Genomic DNA, 18,353 nt, shown 5'->3' with positions numbered 1-18,353 from the left:
GGCGGCTTCCCAATAGAGAAGTCAAGGTCGGGATCCGTCCTGAACACAGGCCGTCTAGCTGCGTTGTCATGGCAAGCTTCCTCGTCGAAGGAAGGGAGAGCGTTGATGCGGCTCGATCGAGGAGCAACGGGGTTCTGCGGTCCACGTGATAAACCGGCGAATGAGACGGACCTGACGCTCTTTCGAAGTGCCTGCTGGGAAGCCGCAAGGCGCATTGGTGGCCGTGTCGGCGAGGTGCCCCCAGCAGGGGCCTCCAGCTTCCATTCGGCCACCATCACCAGCCGTGCGGAGGAGCATTTCGTTCTGTGCCATGCTCACTTGCCGGTCGTTGCGTTCACCGAGCTGGCCCCCGTACCAGGGCAGCCGCTGGTGCGCTTCGTGAACCCACCGCCGTGGGCGGACGCCTTCGCAGCGGTCGGTTTCCGCTGCCTCCAGGTCGAAGACCTGAGCCTGCCGATGTCCAAGGTGGACGTGGCCGAGCTAGCTGAAGCGGAACTAACTCAGATCGGCTACTGGCGTCCCCAGGCGTTGAGTGACCTGTTGTTTAACTGGTGGGACTGATGACCACCGGAGGCGTGACCTCGTAGAGGCGACGGTCACGAATCAGTGCCCATAGGACGTTGACGCGTCTGCGTGCCAGGGCGAGGACGGCCTGGGTGTGGCGTTTTCCCTCAGCACGTTTTCGGTCGTAGAACCGGCGCGAGTTCGGGTCAGAACGGATGCTGAGCAGCGCGGAAGTGTAGAAGACGCGTTGCAGTCGCCTCTGGTAGCGCTGCGGTCGGCGCAGGTTTCCGCTGACCTGCCCGGAGTCACGTGGTACAGGAGCGAGGCCAGCGAAGGCTGCAAGCCGGTCCGGCGTGGGGAAGGCATCCAGACTGCCGCCCCCGCCGACCAGGAACTCGGCGCCCAGCGTGCCGCCGATACCAGGCATGGAGAGGATCACCTCGGCGAGCTCGTGCTCGCGAAACCGGCCCTCGATGAGCTTGTCGGTCTCCGCGACCTTCTCGTTGAGGGACATCGCCTCCTTCACGAGGGTGAGGACCATCCTCGCAATGGCGACCTCTCCGGCGACGGTGGTGTGCTGACGCTCGGCGGCCTCTACTGCTCTCGCCGCGAGGGCCCCGGCATTGCGGACCTTCCGGTTCCGCAGCCACGCCGTCAGGCGCCGGGTGCCCAGCCGACGGATGGCAGCCGGCGTCTGGTAGCCGCTCAGCAGCACGAGCGGTCCCGCTGTGTTGGGTTCGAGCGACCGTTCCAGTGCCGGGAACATGCTGGTCAGCAGCGATCGGAGTCGGTTGACGGTGCGGGTGCGTTCGGCGACCAGATCGGTGCGGTGCTCTGTCAGCAGCTTCAGCTCAATGGCGGCTTCGTCGCCAGTCCGGATCGGCTCCAGGTCTCGGCGCATACGTGCCTGGTCGGCGATGATGCGCGCGTCTCGGGCGTCCGTCTTACCTGCTCCGCGGTAGCCGTCGGTGGCTCGGTTGACCGCGAGGCCGGGGATGTAGACGAGCTCCTGGCCGTGGTTCACCAGGAGGGCGATCAAGAGAGCTGGTTCACCCAGCGACCTGTTCGCACTTCCCAATCGGCGGCCGAGTCGTCGTGAGGAGCGGGGCGGCCAAGCCTCCGGAACCACGGTCGGCAGCCAGCTGAAAGCCACGCCCCGCTCCTCTGGGTGCCTCAACCCTACGAATGGCTGCGGTCAACCCGTGGTCAGAAAGGTAGAGCCAGCTGATGGACACCAAGCACTGCGCCGTCGACAGCTGGGTCGACGCGATCCCCGTCCCCGGCCCGCGCGACACCGCCACCTTCGACCTGGTCGTCCGGCCCGCCGACTTCGACACCGCCGACGAGGACGCCCCCGACACGGTCATCACCTGCACCAGCAGCAACCCCGGTATCACCCACGAGCTGCTGACCGCCATACAGCCCGGCGACCTGCTCCGCGCGACCGGCACCCTGCTCCAGCCGCCGGCGCCCCCGGCGCTGACCGTCATCTGCGGCCACTGTCCTGACGCTCAGATCAGCGGAGGGCGCCCCAAGCGCGTCATCCGCCACACCGTGCGCCACTTCATGGCCTTGCGGGGACCGCAAGGATTGCGCAGCCCCTCCACGAAGCCGCCGCACCACGCTTTCAGCCCGCTGACGGACCGGATGCGCGCCAGGGTGAGCACGATCCACACGCCCAGATAGAGCGGGATCAAGGGGAGAGGCAGTCGCCGCCGGGCCAGCCAGACTCGATTTCGCGCGGTGAAGCGGTAGTAGACGGCATGCCGGGCCGGGGAGGTCTTGGGGTGCTGAAGAACAAGGTCGGGCTCATAAAGGATCTTCCAGCCGTCGTCCAGCGCACGCCATGCGAGGTCGGTCTCTTCATGCCCAAAGAAGAACTCGCCGGCCCAATCGCCGATCCGCTCAAGCATCGGGACAGAGAAGGCATGGCCGCCTCCGAGGAAGGCAGTGACCAGGCCCCGGCGCATCGGATCATCTGCACGAAGGCGCGGCACCCAGCGCCGCTCTGTGTGTCCGTGCTCGTCCGCGACCCGGAAGCCGACGATCCCGAGCTTGGGGTCCGTCGCGAACAGCTGCTGGATCTTGCGGAACACGTCATCGGCGATGAGGAGCCCGTCGTCGTCCAGCTCGACGACGACATCAACGTCGCCCGACTCGCGGAGCAGCTTCAGCCCGACGTTGCGGCCGCCGGGGCAGCCCAGGTTCTCCTCAAACGGGACCTTGGTTACATCCGCCGCGATGTCCGTGAGAGGCGTCGCGTTCCCCACCAGCACCACCCGCGCTGCAGGAACATCCTGCTTCTCCACGGAGGCCAGGAGAGCCTCCAGCTCACGCGGGCGAGTGCCCATCGTCACGATGACGACTCCGAGACGCGGCAACGACATAGCGGCAAACTCCAAGGTGTCGGCGAACACGCCGATGCTAGTCGCGGACACCCCGCGATCCTCGGAGCCTGGCAGCCTGCCCACGCGATGCTCACCCACGCCGCGGCGAACCTGTGCCTCCCGGACGACGTCGGCATGGGCCGCGCCCGCTACGGCGTCCACGTCGAAGCCCGCCGGGCCGACGGCACCGGCTACACGCTGCTGCGCCTCGGGCCCTACGCCCAGTCCTGGCTCGCCTCCCGCGACAGCGACCGGCTCAACACCGAGCTGGCAGGCCGCGCCGCCCTCGCCATCCCCGGCTTCACCGTCACCGCGAAGGACGCCGCGTTCGACGTCAGCGACCACGACAGCTACACCGACCCGTACGGCGCCGACGTCACCGCACTGCTGGCGGCTGCGCTTGCGGGCGTGGGCGAGTAACCCCCACAGCCTGACCCGCAGCTCCCCTCACCGAAGCCCCGCACCCGGCACACCGGGTGCGGGGCCTTTTCTGTTTTGCGAGGCGTCCAGGTTCTGTCCGTCTGTCGTTTCCAATGGAAACGGGAGACGAATGACCGAGCTGCTCCGTGTGGTCGTCCGTCAACCCCGTGGTCACCGTTTCCACTGGAAACGGTGACCACGGGCTTGGCAGCTCAACAGACTCATCCGGGCCGCGCGTGGAAGCCAGCTTTTCCATTGGAAACGGCTAGTCTCTGGCCGTCGTGCTTTGTGTCGTCCTGGAGAATCTATGGCTGCCAACCTTCCGAGGCCCAAAGCGCACGAGCACCAAGCCCCCTGCGGCTACGCCCAAGGAAGAGGCGTTCTACCGGGGCGGCAAGGACCGCAGCGGCGACACCGTCGAACTCCACCCCAAGGACCTCTGCCCCAACCCGTTCAACCGGCGGGCCATGTCGGGCGTTGAGGAACTCGCGGCCACGATCGAGACAGTCGGCCTCCTCCAGAACATCGCCCACATCCCCGCGGACATCTGGATCGAGCACTACCCGGAGACAGCGGAGAAGACCACCACCGCGAACGTCATCCTCTTCGGGGAGCACCGCTGGCGCGCCATCCAGTCGTTGGGCTGGGAGGTCATCCCCAGCGTCCTGATGGACGACAAGGTCGCCGACGCCCGCCTCATCACCCTCATCGAGAACCTCCGGCGCGCACAACTCAGCCCGCTGGAAGAGGCCGAGCACTACCAGGCCCTGCGGAGCAGCGGACTGTCCTACGAGCAAATCGCGCAGGTGGGCGGTGGGCCGAGGGCCTCCTCGGACACGTCAGGTCATGAGCGAGCGCCCCGTGGGCACCAGACGCAGGGTCAGGGGGGCCGGCGTCCCTTCCCGCTCGATGCCGGGCAGGACCTCGTCCCGTGCGACGGGGTGGAGCCCAGCGCGGTCAAGTGCCGCAGGTGGGCCTTCTCGTCGGGGTGGGAGGTGAGGACCACCGCGACGTTCTCCCCGGTGCGGACCGGGAGCCGGGGGAAGGTGTTGGGGGCCGTCTCCGTGGCGTACGCGGCGAGGGGCACGGCTCCCGTGCTGCGCAGCAGCGGCAGGAGAGCCGGCGGAACTGCGCCGGGCCATGGCCGACACGGTGGGTGCGCTCGCCCGGACTGCGGTGTCGCCGGTCAAGGGACAGGAGCACATTCATCCGGACGGGAACTCCGGTGACGGGCCGGCCCCGGGTGCGGCTACCGTGGCACGTGGGTGGGGGTCGTACCAGTCGGAGACATCTGCCCTTGCCGGGGGACGGCCCCGAACCGTACCCCCCTCACGTGGCCCCGGCCCCTGGCCGGGGCTGCGGAAGGCCGCGGCGCCGACCGCGCCCACGGGGCACGGGGTACGCAGGGGGTGCGGTCCGCCGCCCGCCGGCCCCTGATCCGTGATCCTGGAGGCATGCGTGCCGCCCGTCTGATCCGTATGGCCCTCCTCATCCAGTCGAACCCCGGTCTGACCGCCGCCTCCCTCGCGCGGGAACTGGACGTCTCCGAGCGGACGGTGATCCGCGACGTCCAGGCGCTGCAGGAAGCCGGTGTTCCCGTCCGGTCGGATCGCGGCCGGACCGGCGGCTACCGCCTGGCGCCCGGCTACCGGACCCGGCTGACCACGCTGCATCCGACCGAGGCGGAGACCCTGTTCCTGTCCGGACTGCCGTCGGCCCTCAGGGACATGGGCCTGGCGGACGCGGCGGACGCCGCCCGGCTGAAGCTGACGGCCACTCTGCTCCCGTCCGTGCGCGCGGCCGCCGAGGCATCCGTACGCCGCTTCCACCTCGACGCCCCGGCCTGGTTCCGCGAGCCCTCCGCACCCGAGCTGCTCCCGGCACTGGCCCGCGCGGTGTGGTCGGACCGGATCGTCGAGCTGTCCTACGCCCGGCCGGGACGGGACGGCTCACCGCCTGCCGCGGTGTCCCGGGTGGTGGAGCCGTACGGACTCGTCCTGAAGGCCGGCACCTGGTACCTCGTGGCCCGGCTCCGTGACGGACACGGCCACGGCGGTGGCTGGCGGACGTACCGCGTCGACCGCGTCACGGCCCTGGCGCCCGCTCGCGGAGGCCCGGAGGTGTTCGCGCGCGACGCGGACTTCGAGCTGGCCGCGCACTGGGAGGCACGCTCGCACGACTTCGCCCGCGCCCTGCTGCGCACCAGCGTGAGGGTGCGGCTGACCGCGCGGGGGCTGGGCCGGCTGCCGGCCGTCGTGGACGGCGCCGCGGTCGAGGAGGCGCTGGCCTCCGCGAGCGCCCCGGACCCGGCCACCGGGCTGGTCACCCTGGACCTGCCCGCGGAGTCCGAGGACGTGGCCTTCGACCAGCTGGCCCGGCTCGGCGCGGACGCCGAGGTGCTCGCCCCGGCCGCCCTGCGCGCCCGTTTCCGTGAGCGCGCCCAGGCCCTGGCCGCCCTCTACCGGTGAGTCCGGGAGGGCGCGGGGGGTCAGCGGTAGTCGTCGGGAGCGACGTCCGTACCGCCGCGGGCGACGGCTTCGAAGTACGCCCACGCGTCCGGGCGGCTCCCGTCGACGTCCCGCACCCCGTACGCCTTCGCGAGTTCCCCGCTGGAGGTGGACCTCCCGTTCCAGCGGGCGGCCCGGTCCGGATCGGCGGCCAGCGCGGCGACCCCGCGGGCCAGGTACTGCGGCGACTCGGCGACGGCGAAGCCCGGTTCCACGGCGATCGCATCGCGCCAGTTCTCCTCGCCCACCCCGAAGTGGGCGAGCATCTGCTCCGAGCGCAGGAAACCGGGCGAGACCGCGACCGCGGTGCCCCCGTACTCCGCCAGTTCCCGGCCCAGCCCGAACGCGAGCCGGATCGGCGCGTTCTTCGCCAGGTCGTAGTACATGTTCTCGCGGTAGCGGCGGTTGGAGTGTGCGGTGCCGTCGGTGACCTCCACGTGCAGGGGCGCCTGCGAGCGGATCAGCAGGGGCAGGAGCAGTGCTGCGGTGATCACGTGCGAGCGGACGCCGAGTTCCAGGATGCGCAGGCCGTCGGCAAGGGGGGTCTCCCAGCTCTTCTTCCCGAAGACGGAGCCGACGAGGAGGTGTTCGCCGCCCCACAGGTCGTTGACGAGGATGTCGAGCCGCCCCTGTTCCCGGTCGATCCGCTGGGCGAGGGTCCGCACCCGGTCCTCGTCGAGGTGGTCGGTGGGCACCGCGATGCCGGTGCCGCCCGCCGCGGCGACGAGCTCCGCCGTCTCCTCGATGGTCTCGGTCGTCCGGCCCACCTCGCTGGCGCGGGTCCGGGTCGTGCGGCCGGTCACGTACACGGTCGCGCCGGCCCGCCCGAGTTCGACGGCCTGGGCGCGTCCCGCACCGCGGGTGGCTCCCGCCACGAGTGCGATCCGGCCCGCCAGGGGGCGCCGAGGGTGTGCGGGGGCAGTGCTGCGGAAGGTCATGTCCTCGTTGGTCATGCATCCATCGTCCTGGGCCGGACCGACAGGTCCTGTCACCCTTTCCGCGGACTTCACCGGGCGCCGCGGATGCTCGGGAGGAGGGGTGAGATCTTCGTCATCCGGCCGGAGATGGCACCAGGGCCCTCAACGGCGTTGAATTGCGGTGAACGGGCCGGTGAGCGGCCGGGGAGGACGTGGGTACGACGATGGGGACGACAGTGACGGTGACGAAGCGGCGTGGTCGGGTATGGGCCGGAGCGCTGATCGCGGCGGTGGTGGTGCTGGGCATCGGCTCGTACTGGTTCCAGCCGTGGAAGCTGTGGCGTGACGAGACCGTCAGCGAGGCGCTGCCGGGTGCGGCCGCTCCGCAGCGGCCCTCCGGAGCGGCGTCCGGGGCCCCGGCCGCGGGCCCGCAGACCCTCGCCCAGGGCACGCTGATCAGCCATGAGCACACCACGACGGGCACGGCGAAGCTGATCCGCCTCGCCGACGGATCGCACACCCTCCGTCTGGAGGACCTCGACACCAGCAACGGCCCGGACCTGCGCGTCTGGCTGACCGATGCCCCGGTGAAGGAGGGCGTCGCCGGATGGCGCGTCTTCGACGACGGCAAGTACGTGAGCCTGGGCAAGCTCAAGGGCAACAAGGGCGACCAGAACTACGAGATCCCGGCCGACGTGAAACTGGCGGACTACAGCAGCGTCACCATCTGGTGCGACCGCTTCGACGTCTCCTTCGGCGCGGCGTCCCTGACGTAGGGGATGCCGTGTCGGCCCCGCACGGCTGTCACGAAACGGTCATCATCCGGTCCCATTCCGACACTAATGGTCGGGGAGCATTCCGCTGGAGAACGTCAGTCCAGCAAGGGACCTCCGATGCTCCGTTCCCGACGAGCCGCAGCCAGGGCGCCGCTCGCGTGACCCACCGCAAACCGAAGCCGGAACCGCGGGTCGTGACGCGCCGCAACGCAATGGTCTGCGCCGGCAGCGGACTCATCGCCACCGCCTTCGGCGTCGTCGCCGACTTCGGTGGGGGCCCCGGCACCGGCCCGGGCCCCGGAACCCGAACCGGAACCGAGCCGATGGGGTCAGCGGACGCAGGCGGGGCGGGACCGCCACCCGTGGAGGCCCCGTCCGTACCCGCGCAGCCGTGGATGCCGGAGGCGACCCTCAAGCCGCTGTCGGTGAACTTCACTCCGGGCGGGCTCCGGGAGGTGCGGGGTCTGGTCCTGCACGTGCAGGAGGGCGAGAACTCGCTCCACGACCGCTTCAGCGACCCGGCGGTCAGGTCCTCCGCGCACTTCTGGGTCTCGCAGTCCGGCGAAATCGAGCAGTACGTCTCCGCGCACGACCGGGCCTGGGCACAGGGCACCGGCAACCCGTCGTGGCTCTCCGTGGAGACCTCGGGCTTCGCGAGCCGGCCGCTGACGGCGCACCAGGTGGACTCCCTGGCACGGATCTACGCCTGGGGGATGGCCCAGCACGGCTGGCCCCTTGCCCCCGCCCCCACACCGCTGAGCCGGGGGCTGGGCATCCACAGCATGGGCGGCCGGGACTGGGGCGGCCACGCGTGCCCCGGCCCCCTCCGCTCCGCCCAGACGGGAGAGATCCTCACCGCGGCCCGCGGGAGGTTTCCCCGCTAGCCGCGGACAGGCGGTGTCATTGGATCAGGCCGATGTGCGGATGATCCGGCGAGGCCCGGCAGATGTGCAGTTGCAGATCGTAGCCCCGGGCGAGGTCGAGCCGGGTCGGGTTCCACGGTTCGGGATGGTCGAGGGACGCCTCGGCCGTGGCTCGGTCCTCCTCGGGAATCCAGCTGTGGGTGTGGGAAGCCCATTCGGAGGAGGCGATGGTCAGCAGCGGATCCATCTCGCCGCCGCACTCGGGGCAGAGCCGAGCAACGGGATCGGTGAGGCCCCAGCGGGTCCAGCCACCGACCTTCCAGCCGGGAGTGACGGACAAGTCGTTCCAGTAGTACTCGTCCGGGGCGAGAACGTAGGGGTTGTCCACTCCCGCTGCCCGCCAGGCACTGCCGTCCGACAGCTGCAGCCGCAACTCCTCGCTCAGCTCCATGGGGTTGGGGTACTCGGTGATCTGCTCCGGCGTGAGAATGCTCGGCGCGGGAACGTAGCCGTACTCCGCGTCGAACGGCTCGGGCGGCGCGTCGAGGACGTCGGTCACCTCGGCGGCGGTGCGCCAGACCAAGGAGGTGAACGGCCTGTCGTCCGGCTCGTGGCCGAACGGGCACCACAGCACCTGGAGCAGATCGGCTTTGCCGGGCGGCTGGAGCAGGGGTATGTCACGCACGTACAGCTGGGCCACTGGCAGCATGGCCACGGGGCCCGGCCCGTCGTGCCACTCGTCGCAGTGCGGCCACGGCTCGTCGGCGGGCCACAGCAGTGGCCCGCCGACGGAGCTGTCGTGCGACGTCGGCGACCCGGGGCGGGGATGCAACCGGGTCGCTGTGCGCGCCAGCGGGGCCAGTCGAGGAAAGGCCGCGGTGATGTCAACCGGCCGCGGTGGGGTGGTACGGCTCATTCTGGCTCCCGATGGTGCGATGCGGATGGGACTAGTTTCCGAGGTTCAGCCCGGTGTCCTTCTGGGTGTTGGGGATGTAGACGTCAGGGAAAAGCGGCTGCGAGGTCCCGTCCGAACGCTCGATCCTCGCCGTCATCGTGACACCCACGGGAATGGTGCTGTCACTGTTGCGGTAGTCGGGCGTCACCTGGTAGAAGATCGCGTCGTTCGGCCCGAGAATGCCGCCTTCCTTCACCGGCCTCACTGCCAGTTGGGCAACGGTCTCATAGGTCCGCATGCTGGGCGTTCCGGTGTTCGTCCCTTGCTGCCAGCAGGGGAAGAGATTGATCTGGCCGCCGTCCTCCACCATCCCCTTTCCACCGAGGACTCTGGGGATCAGGTGGCACCGGGCAAGCCCGGCCGTGGTCCCGTTGGCCACGCGGAACAACTCGGCGTCCTGCCAGCCCGTGATGTCCCCCTTGGCATCACTGCCCTTGCCCTTCACCGTACCGATGCAGGCCTGGGCAGTGGCCGCGCGGACACCGGGCGGCCCGGGCGGGGTGGTGGCCTTGTTGATGTGCGGGACCGGGTCGGTGGTGTTCTTGAGCCATCCGTTGCCGATGGTTTCCGACCCGACGGGGGCGTTCTGGCGGCAGACGGCCTTCGGTTCGGTGATCGAACCGCTGATCTGCACCTTGAACTCCTCGGCCTCCATCACTCGCTGGCTCACGAAGCCTTCGGACAGCACGCTCTCGGCGGCCTGCTTGTCCGCATCCGGGACGTGAGCACGCGCGCATGCGCTGCTCGCGCCTCCATCCAGCACATCGACGACCCACCCGCCGGTGCTGTGACGGGGGAGGAGCTCGGCGCACTGAGCGCCGTCCATGCCTCCCTCATGGGTGGACGCGAAGGGGAACTCTGCGCACGTGTCCCCCGCAACGAGGTCTGTCCGGGCCTGAAAGGTGCCGCAGGTCCGAGCCAGCCGGCCGGACACGTCACCCTTTGCCCGAGTCAAGGGCTTGGTGCGTCCCCAGCCGTTCGCCAAGTTGTTCTGGGCCCACAGGTATCCGGCCGCGGCAGCCCCCGCACCCGCCGGGCTCGGCTGGTCGCTCATCTCGAGGACCGGCATGAAGCTGGGAATGACGCACCCGGACTCGGCCCTGCCGGTGGTGGTCGTGTCCCGGACGGCGTCGTCACAGCGAATCTTCTCCGGGTTGTCCCAGGAGGCATTCGGGTCAGTGATCTGGGCACCGGGAGAGGTCACGAACAACTGGTACGACGTGGTGAACTCGAGCTTCGTGCCGGGAGCCGGCTTGGATTCGTAAACGATGTTGCCGGAGAGCACCTGGTCCTTGACGATGAGCTTGCCCGTCCAACGGGGGGAGTTGGTGACCTGGCAACCGGCCGAGCAGCCTGCCTTGAGCCTCAGGCTCAGCGTCTTGACGGCCCCGGTCGCACCGGTCATGGTCACCGAGACGAGCTCACTCCACGTCGTCCCCTTCGCGGGCAGAACGGCGCCGCTCGAGACGTTGAGCGTGCCGGTGCCGACCACCGTGCCGTTGGTGTCCTTCAGGGTGTAGAGCACGGTCAGGCTGTGCACGCAGTACGCGAAGCGGCTGTACCACCACGTCCCGCCGGCCACGGCGCAGCTGCCCGTGTCGGCTGCGGCAGCGGGCGCGGCGGCCGGCGGCGCGGCGGCGCGGGGCTTGCGCACGGCCGCCGTCAACGGCGTGGCGATCGTGGTGACGCACGCCTGCACGGCGCCCGCCTCGCGCTCGCGGGAGCCGGCGGGCGTGGGCTCGCACCCCTCCTTGGTGTTCACCGTGGCGGGACGGGTGTTGCCGGGGCCGGCCGCGTCCGGGGAGGACCCCGGAGCCCCGGCGGGGGTGGTGCTCGCGGACATGGTGGTCGGCGCAGCCGGAGCCTGTACCGCTCGGCCCTCGGCCGCGGCGGTGCCGGTGGTGGTGGCGGTGAGGCTCAGTACGAGGAGGAGACCGGGAAGTATCCGTCTCCTACGTGATGTTGACATGTCTTCTTTCGGTGGGAAGTGGGGCATCGAGGGGAAGGGCGCGCACCGCCGAAACGATTCATCTCCCGGACGTGCGCGCCCCGCCCCATGGCCGTGGGCCGGGGGCGGAGCGGGCTGCAGGGCGAGGAAGGACGGACCAGACGCACCGTCAGGTCCGTCGGACGGGACCTCTGTCAGGCAACGAGGTCGTAGAGCATCTTGGAAGCCGCGCCGGCGGCCTTCTCCACGGTGCGCACGACCGGCTTGGCCACCTTGGCCGCGACCCGTCCGCCGCCGCGGGTGACGAGCCCGAGTGCCGCGCGACCGGCGGACGAGGCGAACTCGCCGCTGGTGAAGCCGTATTCGATTCCGGTGGCGATCGCGCTGACTCCGGCGGCGACGACGGAGACGCCGAGGCAGACCGCGGCGATGCTGCCGAGGACGGGTGCGGCCGGGAAGAACACGCAGGAGACGGCGAAGCCCGCCGCCAGGAGTCCGGCGGCCGTGCTCACCTTGTCGGCGGTGTCAGCCCACCACTTGGCGTCGTTCCACCATTCGTCCTTGCCGGGCTGGCTTCCCTTGGGGTTGACCGTGTCGTTGTTCGACGTGTCGGAGGGATTGCGGTTGGCGTCCCGGTCCTTCTGCGCCTGCTCGGCGGCCAGGCGCGCGGCTTCCTGCACCTCCGCCGTCCGCTTGTCCGCGGCGATCTGGCGTGCCTGGGCGGCGGCCGCGGCAGCGGTCCTGGCGTCCTGGCCCGCGGCGAGCGCTGACTGGTGGGCGTTGGCGGCGGAGGCCTGCGCACTGTACGAGGAGGCCAGTGCGCTGCGGGCGGCGTCGATCGCACGGTTGGCGGAGTGGTTGGCCGCGCGGGAGGCGCTCTGGGCGGTGGCGGCGGCGTCCTTGGCCTTGTTCGCCGAAGACTGGGCGTCGGCGGCGGACTTGTCCGCCGCGTCCGCGTGCTCGCGGGCCTTGAGCGCGAAGTCGTCGGCCAGTTTCGCCGATTTCACCGCCTTGTCGGCCCACTCCTGTGCCTGCTGGCCCGCGGCCCTGGCGTCCGCCGCGACCTTGGAGGCGAGGGCCGCGTCCTTCTGCGCCTCATGAGCGATCTTGGACGCCGCGGCGATGGTCGCCTGCATGGCGGCGGCGTGACTGAGGGAGTCGTAGTCGAGCTGGGCGGCCTTGTACTGGACGGCCTCCACGAAACGCCGGCGCAGCCATGCCGGTCCCTCCATGGCCACCTCGCCGTAGGCCTTCGAGTAGGCGCCACCGCTCGCGATGATCTTCATGGTCCGGACGGCGTCGTCCTCTTCGACGGCCTTGGGCAGGTCCTCGTCGAAGAACTTCTGGAGGGCCTCCGGCGTGTTCGCGTTGAGCGCGTCGTTGGCGGCCTTGGTGACGGACTTGCCGGGCTTCTCGTGCAGGATCTTGAGGATGTTGATCCTGTTGTCGTCGGCGCGCGACCTGATGACACCACTGGTGTTGAAGTCCCCTTGTGCGGGGATGCCGCCGGCGAGTGCCTGCATCGCCGCCTTCGCGACGGCCGGCTCGGAGACCTGGGCGATGAAGAGGATGGTCTCCCGGTCGTCCTGGGACTCGGCCAGCTGCCGGTCGAGGTCGATCCAGGAGTGGACGTCGTAGTCGGAGCCGGCGAGTGCGAAGCGGGCGGCCTGGCGGGTCCAGCTGCCCCTCGAGTCCAGCAGTGCGACGGCCGCCTGGCGGCCGAGGGCTGCAGCGGCGGCGAGGTCGTCGTTCCCGAGGGCCTGCTCCGCCTTCGCTATCAGGTCCTTGGTGGCCTGGGCGGTCTGCTGTGCCTGCGTGCGCTTGTTCAGGGCGGCCGCACGTTCGCTCTTGTCCAGGAGGGCCAGCTGCGCGGCCTCCTTCATGCCTTGCAGCTTGTCGGCCGTCAGCATGGCCGCCTCCGCCGCGCGGGCGTTCTTCTCCACGTCGATGGCGTCGGCGACGGCCTGCGTCGCGAGGTTGGCCGCCTTGACCGCCTCGTCGGCGTGGGCGGTGGACTTGTTCGCGAAGTCGATGGCCTGGCCGGCGTACTTGACGGCCTCCTCCGCGGCGTCGGCGGCCTTCTCGGCATGTCCGGCGGCGGACCTGGCCGCGCTGTTCGCCCTGCGTGCGGCCTGCGCGGCGGTCGAGGCCAGGGCCTGGGCCGTGGAGGCGGCGTTGGTCGCCTGGTTGGCGGCGGAGGAGGCGATCTCGGCCTGGCGCTTGGCCTCGGCCGCCTCGCCCTGGGCGACGCCGGAGGCCGCTGCCGCCTGGGCAGAGGCCTTCGCGGCGGCCGCTGCGTTGCGGGCCGCGCCGGCGGCGGCGACGCCGGCGTTCGCGGACTGCTCGGACGCGACGGCCGCGTCCTCGGCCGCCTTGGCCGCGGAGTTCGCCTTCGCGGCGGCGTCCCGGGCGGCGACGGCGGCGTTCTTCGCCTCGCTGGTCCTGGAGGCGTCCTTGGACGCGGCTATCGCGGCGTTGTAGGCGCGCGTGGCGGCCGAACCGGCGGCGGCAGCGGCCTGCGAGGCGGCCGTGGCCGCCCAGGACGCCCGCTGCGAGGCCTCGACCGCCGCCGTGGAGGCACGGATGGCCGTCCGTGCGGCGGACGCGGCTCCACTCGCGGCGGTGGCGGCTTCACGGGCCGCCTCGGCGGACCGCCGGACGTCGTCCCTGGCCTTCTCGGCCTCGGCCGCGGCCGTCTCTGCCTTCTCCTTGGCCTTGCTCGCGGCTGTCGTCGCCCGCTCGGAAGCCTCGACCGCGAGGTCGGTCTGCTCGCGGGCACGCGCGCTCTCGCGCTCGACGATCGCGACCAACTGCCCGATGGTGGCGGCCTCCTGGTCACGCGCCCGTGCGATGTGCTGGCCCGTGTCGAGGTACCACTGCACGTCGTCCGCGGTCCCGCTCAGGGCCCGGTTCGCGTACTTCTTGAGCTCCGGGCCGGCCGTGGCGAGGCTGCGGACGATCTCAACCCGCTTGTCCTCCAGCCTGGCGTCGTACTGACCGGTGAGCAGGAACTGCTCCAACGCCTGGTCCGTGCCGGCGCTCAGCGCGGCGTTGCCGTCCCGCTTGACGCTCTTCCCGCCGTTGGCCATGACGCTGAGGGTCGACACCCTCATGTCCTCCGTGACCGAGGAACGGAAGCCGTCCTTGACGAACGCGGCTATCGCCGCGTCCCCACCGGTGAGGGCGGCGCCCGCATCCCTTCGGACGCCCTTGCCTCCGAAGCCCAGGTAGGTGAACGCGGTGACCCGGTTGTCGATGCGCGTGGCCTGCGGTAACTGCTCGGTGAGGAAGGTGGTGATCTCCTGGTCGGTGCCGCCGAGAGCGTAGGCAGCCGCTTCCTTGACCGAACGGCCGCCCAGGATCCATGCCTTGACGGCCTTGGCCCGGTCGGTGTCCGGCAGCGCCAGAGCGTCGCCGGGTGCGCCGGCAGCGGACCCGGCGGCGCCCGCCCGGGGGGCCGCCCGGACCGGGGTGACGGACAGCCAGGGTGTGGAGACAACGGCCACGCTCGCCGCGACGGCGGTCGTGAAACGGCGCCGACTCCAAAATGTTTCCTGCACGAAAGACCTCTCTGACTTTGATTCCTCGTCGAAGCCGAGGCTAAAGCCGGCCCGAGATTCTTCATCGGGCGGCCATGACCCGACCCTATGCACCGCATACCGCCGGAACACACCCGGCCCGAACCCGAGCATCTCCCCGGCCGAAAGATGGCCTGATCTCGACTATGGATTTTCGAGAAATCGTCACAACCATTCCACATAGTGGCGCAAGTCACGTCGAGAGTGGGAGAGATGTCCCGATATGGGGCTTCTATCCGATTGGCTGGATGACGAATGCCTTGGTTTCATTCAGAAGATCGCCGGCTACTCACTCGGGTTTCGAAGCAATCTCGTCCCGAGTGCGCCGATCAGCCATGCCCGGGGATATCCACGACTGCAGGCGCGCTCCGCATTCGGACTCCCCGATTCCACTCGCAGCGCACTCACGTGTGCGCGCGAACCACTCGGATCGCTATTTAAGGACGGCAATGAAGGCACGTGGCACCATCCTGCGGATCGTCGGCGCGGCTCTGGGTACCGGAGCTCTGACCTGGGCCGCCTTGGGCGGAGTGACCGGCGGAACCGACACGGAGAGCCTCGCGGCACAGTCGATCGCCGACGAGGGTCCGGGTTACGCCGTCGAGGACTTCTCCTACCCGAACGCCGACAAAATCCTTGCCGAGCAGAAGATCAAGCTGAAGAGCGGAAACGGGCACATCCTGCTCGCCGAATGCACCGGCGCACCCGAACTGTTGGAGGTCTTCCCTCTCAAGAACGAGAAGGTCTGCTTCCGTGTCACCGGGGACAAGGGCTACCTCAGCCTGGAAATCCCGTCCGTTTTCGGAGTGAAGGGAAACAACTACGCGGCGGAGGTCGAGATGTCCACCGGCGCCGAGCAGAAGACGTTCACCGTCGACAAGAACGCCTGGACGGCCGTCGGCCAGACCGCCGACGAGCAGGGTCGCGATTTCATGCTTCTGGAGATCAGGACTTCCAAGTAGCCTCTGGGGAAATCCCCACTGCGCGTCGGACACCGCACCCGGCGGCGCCGGCAGTCTTTTCTACTCCGAAAGAAGAATATGCCTGAAATTCGTCCTCTCCCCACGCGGGCGACCGGCTTACTCGTCACGGCCACCGCGGTCGCGGCGGGGTTGGCCTCCGCCGCCCCTGCCCAGGCCGTCACGGGGCCCGAAGCTCCGGCCGGCAGGTACGCCTTCGCCGCGACGCTCACCGTCGGCGAAGAAGCCAACGGCCGCGGCTGCAGCGCGGTCCTGGTCGACCCCCGCTGGGTCCTCACGGCCGCCAGTTGTCTGGCTTCCACCCCCGGGGGCCCGGTCGCGGCCGGGGAGCCCGCCCGCAGGACCACCGCCACGTTCGCCGGACAGGCCCGTGACGTCGTGGAGGTCTCCGCCGGCGCCGCCGACCGCGACCTGGTCCTGGGGCGGCTGGCCTCCCCGGTCACCGGCATCGTTCCGGTCAAGCGGGCGAGCACCGCCCCCGCGGCCGGCGTCGACCTGACCGCGGTCGGCTTCGGACGGACGAAGACGGAGTGGGTGCCGGGCAAGCCGCACACCGGCACGTTCACTACGACCTCGTCCGATGCGACCACCGTCTCGATCACCGGCAAGGGCACCGACGCCCTCTGCAAGGGCGACACGGGAGGCCCCCTCCTCAACGCCGCCGGCGAGCTCGTCGGCATCAACAGCCGCTCCTGGCAGGGCGGTTGCCTCGGAGGCTCCGCGGCCGAGACCCGTACCGGCGCGATCGCCGCCCGCACCGACGACCTCGCCGGGTGGATCACGTCGATCACGGCCCCGCGCACCGGCAACCAGGTGTCCCTGCTGGCCGGTGGCGGCGCAGCGATGTGGTCGCAGTCCGGCGACCTGGGCTACGGGGAGTACGGCGAGTCCTGGGCCAAGGTCGACGGCAAGGACGTGTCCCGGGTGGCCACCGTCCGCGACGGCGACATGGTCCGCGCCTACGCGATCGTCGACGGGCGGGTCTACGGCCAGGACCTCGACCTGGCGGCGAACGGCAGGTGGTCCGGCTGGGGCGAGGTGCCCGGCGGCGCCGCCGGCGCCAAGGACATCGCCGCCTCGCGCGTGGGCAGCCGCGTTCACGTCCAGATCGCAGGCGCCGACGGCAACCTCTATGCGCAGGTCGCCGACTACCGCGCCGGCCGCTGGAACGACGCGTGGACCTCGGTCGGGGCGTCCGGGCTGACCCGCATCACCAGCGCGCCCGCCGGTCCCTTCGTACGCGTCCAGGCCGTGGCCGACGGACGCGTGTACGGCCGCGACTTCGACACCCGCAACAACAGCTGGACGCCGTGGGGCGAGGTCCCCGGCAACGCCGGCGGCGTCAAGGACATCGCGTCCAGCATGATCGGCAACAACGTCCAGGTGCAGATCGTCGGCGGAGACGGCGCCCTATGGACCCAGTACGGCAACTATGACGCCGGCCACTGGAACGACGCGTGGAGCAGGGTCGGCGGCACCGGCCTGACTAACATCACGAGCGCTCCCTCGGGCAACGCCGTCGAACTCTACGCGACCGACGCCGCGGGCCGGGTCGAGAACGCCCGCCTCGACACCGGCACCGGAACGTGGAGCGCCTTCCGGGCGCTCAAGGGCGGCATCGCCGGCGCCACCGACGTGGCGGCGGGAATCCTGACCGCACCCTCCAAGGTGACGCTGGCCGCGACCGCACCCAACGCACTGGCCGTCCAGCACGGCACCCTGGCCACCGGTGCGTTCGGGGCGCAGTGGAACACGGTCGGCGGCCTCCCGATCACCCACCTGACCAGCGTGGACACCGGAAGTACGATCCGCTACGTCGGTGTCGCCGGCGGCAGGGTCTACGACCGGGAGTACAACCCGACCACCAACGCCTGGGGCGGCTGGAACGAGGTGCCCGGCGGCGCCGCCGGCGTCAAGGACATCGCCGCCACCATGATCGACAACGTCCTGTACGTGCAGATCGTGGGATCCAACGGCGACCTGCACGCACAGGTCGGCGACTACAACGCCGGGCGCTGGAACGACCGTTGGACCGCCGTCCCGGGTTTCACCGGTCTGACGAGCCTCACATCCGTGAAGGCCGGCCCCCACGTCCGCCTCTACGGCATCGCGGGCGGCAAGGTCTACGGCCGTGACCTCGACACCCGCAGCAACACCTGGAACAACTGGGGCGACATCCCCGGCGGCATCACCGGCGCCAAGGACATCACCGTCTCCCGTGTCGGAGCCACCGTCCAGATCCAGGTCATCGGCTCCGACGGCGCCCTCTACAGCCAGGCGGGCGACTACTTCGCCGGCGCCTTCAAGCCGTCCTGGACCAGGATCGGCGGCACGGGGCTGACCCGTCTCTCCAGCACTTCCGCCGCGGGCAACACCCACGTCTACGCGATCGGCGCCGCCGGCACGGTCCAGGGCACGACCCTCGACGCCGCCCTGGGTACATGGACCGCCTGGCGTCAGGTTCCCGGCGCCCTCACCGCGCCGACCGACCTCACCGCCACCGTGTCCCGGTAACGCT

General features: G+C 70.3%; 13 protein-coding genes and 1 pseudogene. 8 read left to right on the top strand and 6 right to left on the bottom strand.

All coding sequences use genetic code 11. The features are described from left to right. The first annotated feature begins 105 nt into the window (after window positions 1-105). Complete coding sequence (locus tag IH80_RS44835; protein ID WP_030962482.1) at window positions 106-561, top strand: hypothetical protein; 456 nt, start codon at window positions 106-108, stop codon at window positions 559-561. Here the strand turns inward: IH80_RS44835 and IH80_RS0121140 are convergent. After that, window positions 545-1,558, bottom strand: a pseudogene (locus tag IH80_RS0121140) (IS110 family transposase); the annotation flags it as partial. The gene IH80_RS44835 and the pseudogene IH80_RS0121140 sit on opposite strands and share 17 nt — an antisense overlap. A gap of 457 nt (window positions 1,559-2,015) precedes the next feature. Beyond that, window positions 2,016-2,891 (bottom strand): glycosyltransferase family 2 protein, encoded by an 876-nt coding sequence (locus IH80_RS0121135; protein WP_030962484.1) that lies wholly within the window; start codon window positions 2,889-2,891, stop codon window positions 2,016-2,018. 87 nt (window positions 2,892-2,978) lie between these two features. Here IH80_RS0121135 and IH80_RS0121130 point away from each other — a divergent pair, with 87 nt between their 5' ends. The 3 genes from IH80_RS0121130 to IH80_RS0121120 all read left to right on the top strand — a co-directional run bounded on the left by IH80_RS0121130 (window position 2,979) and on the right by IH80_RS0121120 (window position 5,779). Beyond that, the gene (locus IH80_RS0121130) at window positions 2,979-3,311 is read left to right on the top strand and encodes a hypothetical protein (protein WP_051809685.1); all 333 of its coding nucleotides are present in this window, start codon (window positions 2,979-2,981) and stop codon (window positions 3,309-3,311) included. A 281-nt stretch (window positions 3,312-3,592) separates the two neighbouring features. Then, entirely contained in the window at window positions 3,593-4,540 is a 948-nt protein-coding gene (locus IH80_RS47170; RefSeq protein WP_324609418.1) for a ParB/RepB/Spo0J family partition protein, read from the top strand. A 225-nt stretch (window positions 4,541-4,765) separates the two neighbouring features. Then, on the top strand, window positions 4,766-5,779 hold the full coding sequence (locus IH80_RS0121120; protein WP_030962476.1) for a helix-turn-helix transcriptional regulator: 1,014 nt from the start codon (window positions 4,766-4,768) through the stop codon (window positions 5,777-5,779). Between the two features lie 20 nt (window positions 5,780-5,799). Here IH80_RS0121120 and IH80_RS0121115 read toward each other — a convergent pair whose 3' ends face one another. Further along, the gene (locus IH80_RS0121115) at window positions 5,800-6,771 is read right to left on the bottom strand and encodes an SDR family oxidoreductase (RefSeq protein ID WP_030962475.1); all 972 of its coding nucleotides are present in this window, start codon (window positions 6,769-6,771) and stop codon (window positions 5,800-5,802) included. Window positions 6,772-6,959: 188 nt separating this feature from the next. Here IH80_RS0121115 and IH80_RS0121110 point away from each other — a divergent pair, with 188 nt between their 5' ends. Together IH80_RS0121110 and IH80_RS39560 are read left to right on the top strand one after the other, a co-directional pair. Further along, entirely contained in the window at window positions 6,960-7,511 is a 552-nt protein-coding gene (locus IH80_RS0121110; protein ID WP_030962474.1) for a DM13 domain-containing protein, read from the top strand. A 158-nt stretch (window positions 7,512-7,669) separates the two neighbouring features. Next, window positions 7,670-8,395: an N-acetylmuramoyl-L-alanine amidase gene (locus IH80_RS39560; protein WP_037880654.1), complete on the top strand. Its 726-nt coding sequence runs from the start codon at window positions 7,670-7,672 to the stop codon at window positions 8,393-8,395. Window positions 8,396-8,411: 16 nt separating this feature from the next. On the opposite strand, the gene IH80_RS0121100 is transcribed toward IH80_RS39560, so the two are convergent. The 3 genes from IH80_RS0121100 to IH80_RS0121090 form a co-directional block, all read right to left on the bottom strand. Further along, window positions 8,412-9,290 carry a hypothetical protein gene (locus IH80_RS0121100; protein WP_030962471.1) on the bottom strand — a complete coding sequence of 293 codons (879 nt, stop codon included), beginning with the start codon at window positions 9,288-9,290 and terminating at the stop codon, window positions 8,412-8,414. 31 nt (window positions 9,291-9,321) lie between these two features. Further along, the gene (locus IH80_RS0121095; protein ID WP_158943542.1) at window positions 9,322-11,091 is read right to left on the bottom strand and encodes a hypothetical protein; all 1,770 of its coding nucleotides are present in this window, start codon (window positions 11,089-11,091) and stop codon (window positions 9,322-9,324) included. A gap of 380 nt (window positions 11,092-11,471) precedes the next feature. Beyond that, on the bottom strand, window positions 11,472-14,837 hold the full coding sequence (locus tag IH80_RS0121090) for an ALF repeat-containing protein (RefSeq protein WP_051809679.1): 3,366 nt from the start codon (window positions 14,835-14,837) through the stop codon (window positions 11,472-11,474). A gap of 467 nt (window positions 14,838-15,304) precedes the next feature. On the opposite strand from IH80_RS0121090, the gene IH80_RS0121085 reads away from it, so the two are divergent. Next, window positions 15,305-15,817, top strand: a complete 513-nt coding sequence (locus IH80_RS0121085; protein WP_030962467.1) for a hypothetical protein — start codon at window positions 15,305-15,307, stop codon at window positions 15,815-15,817. Window positions 15,818-15,895: 78 nt separating this feature from the next. Then, on the top strand, window positions 15,896-18,349 hold the full coding sequence (locus IH80_RS40945; protein WP_078906666.1) for a trypsin-like serine protease: 2,454 nt from the start codon (window positions 15,896-15,898) through the stop codon (window positions 18,347-18,349). The last annotated feature ends 4 nt before the right edge of the window (window positions 18,350-18,353 follow it).

Origin of the sequence: Streptomyces sp. NRRL S-378 (assembly GCF_000720645.1) — a bacterium.
In the GTDB taxonomy this organism is placed as follows: Bacteria; Actinomycetota; Actinomycetes; order Streptomycetales; family Streptomycetaceae; genus Streptomyces.
This window is presented reverse-complemented; position numbering and strand designations above follow the sequence as displayed.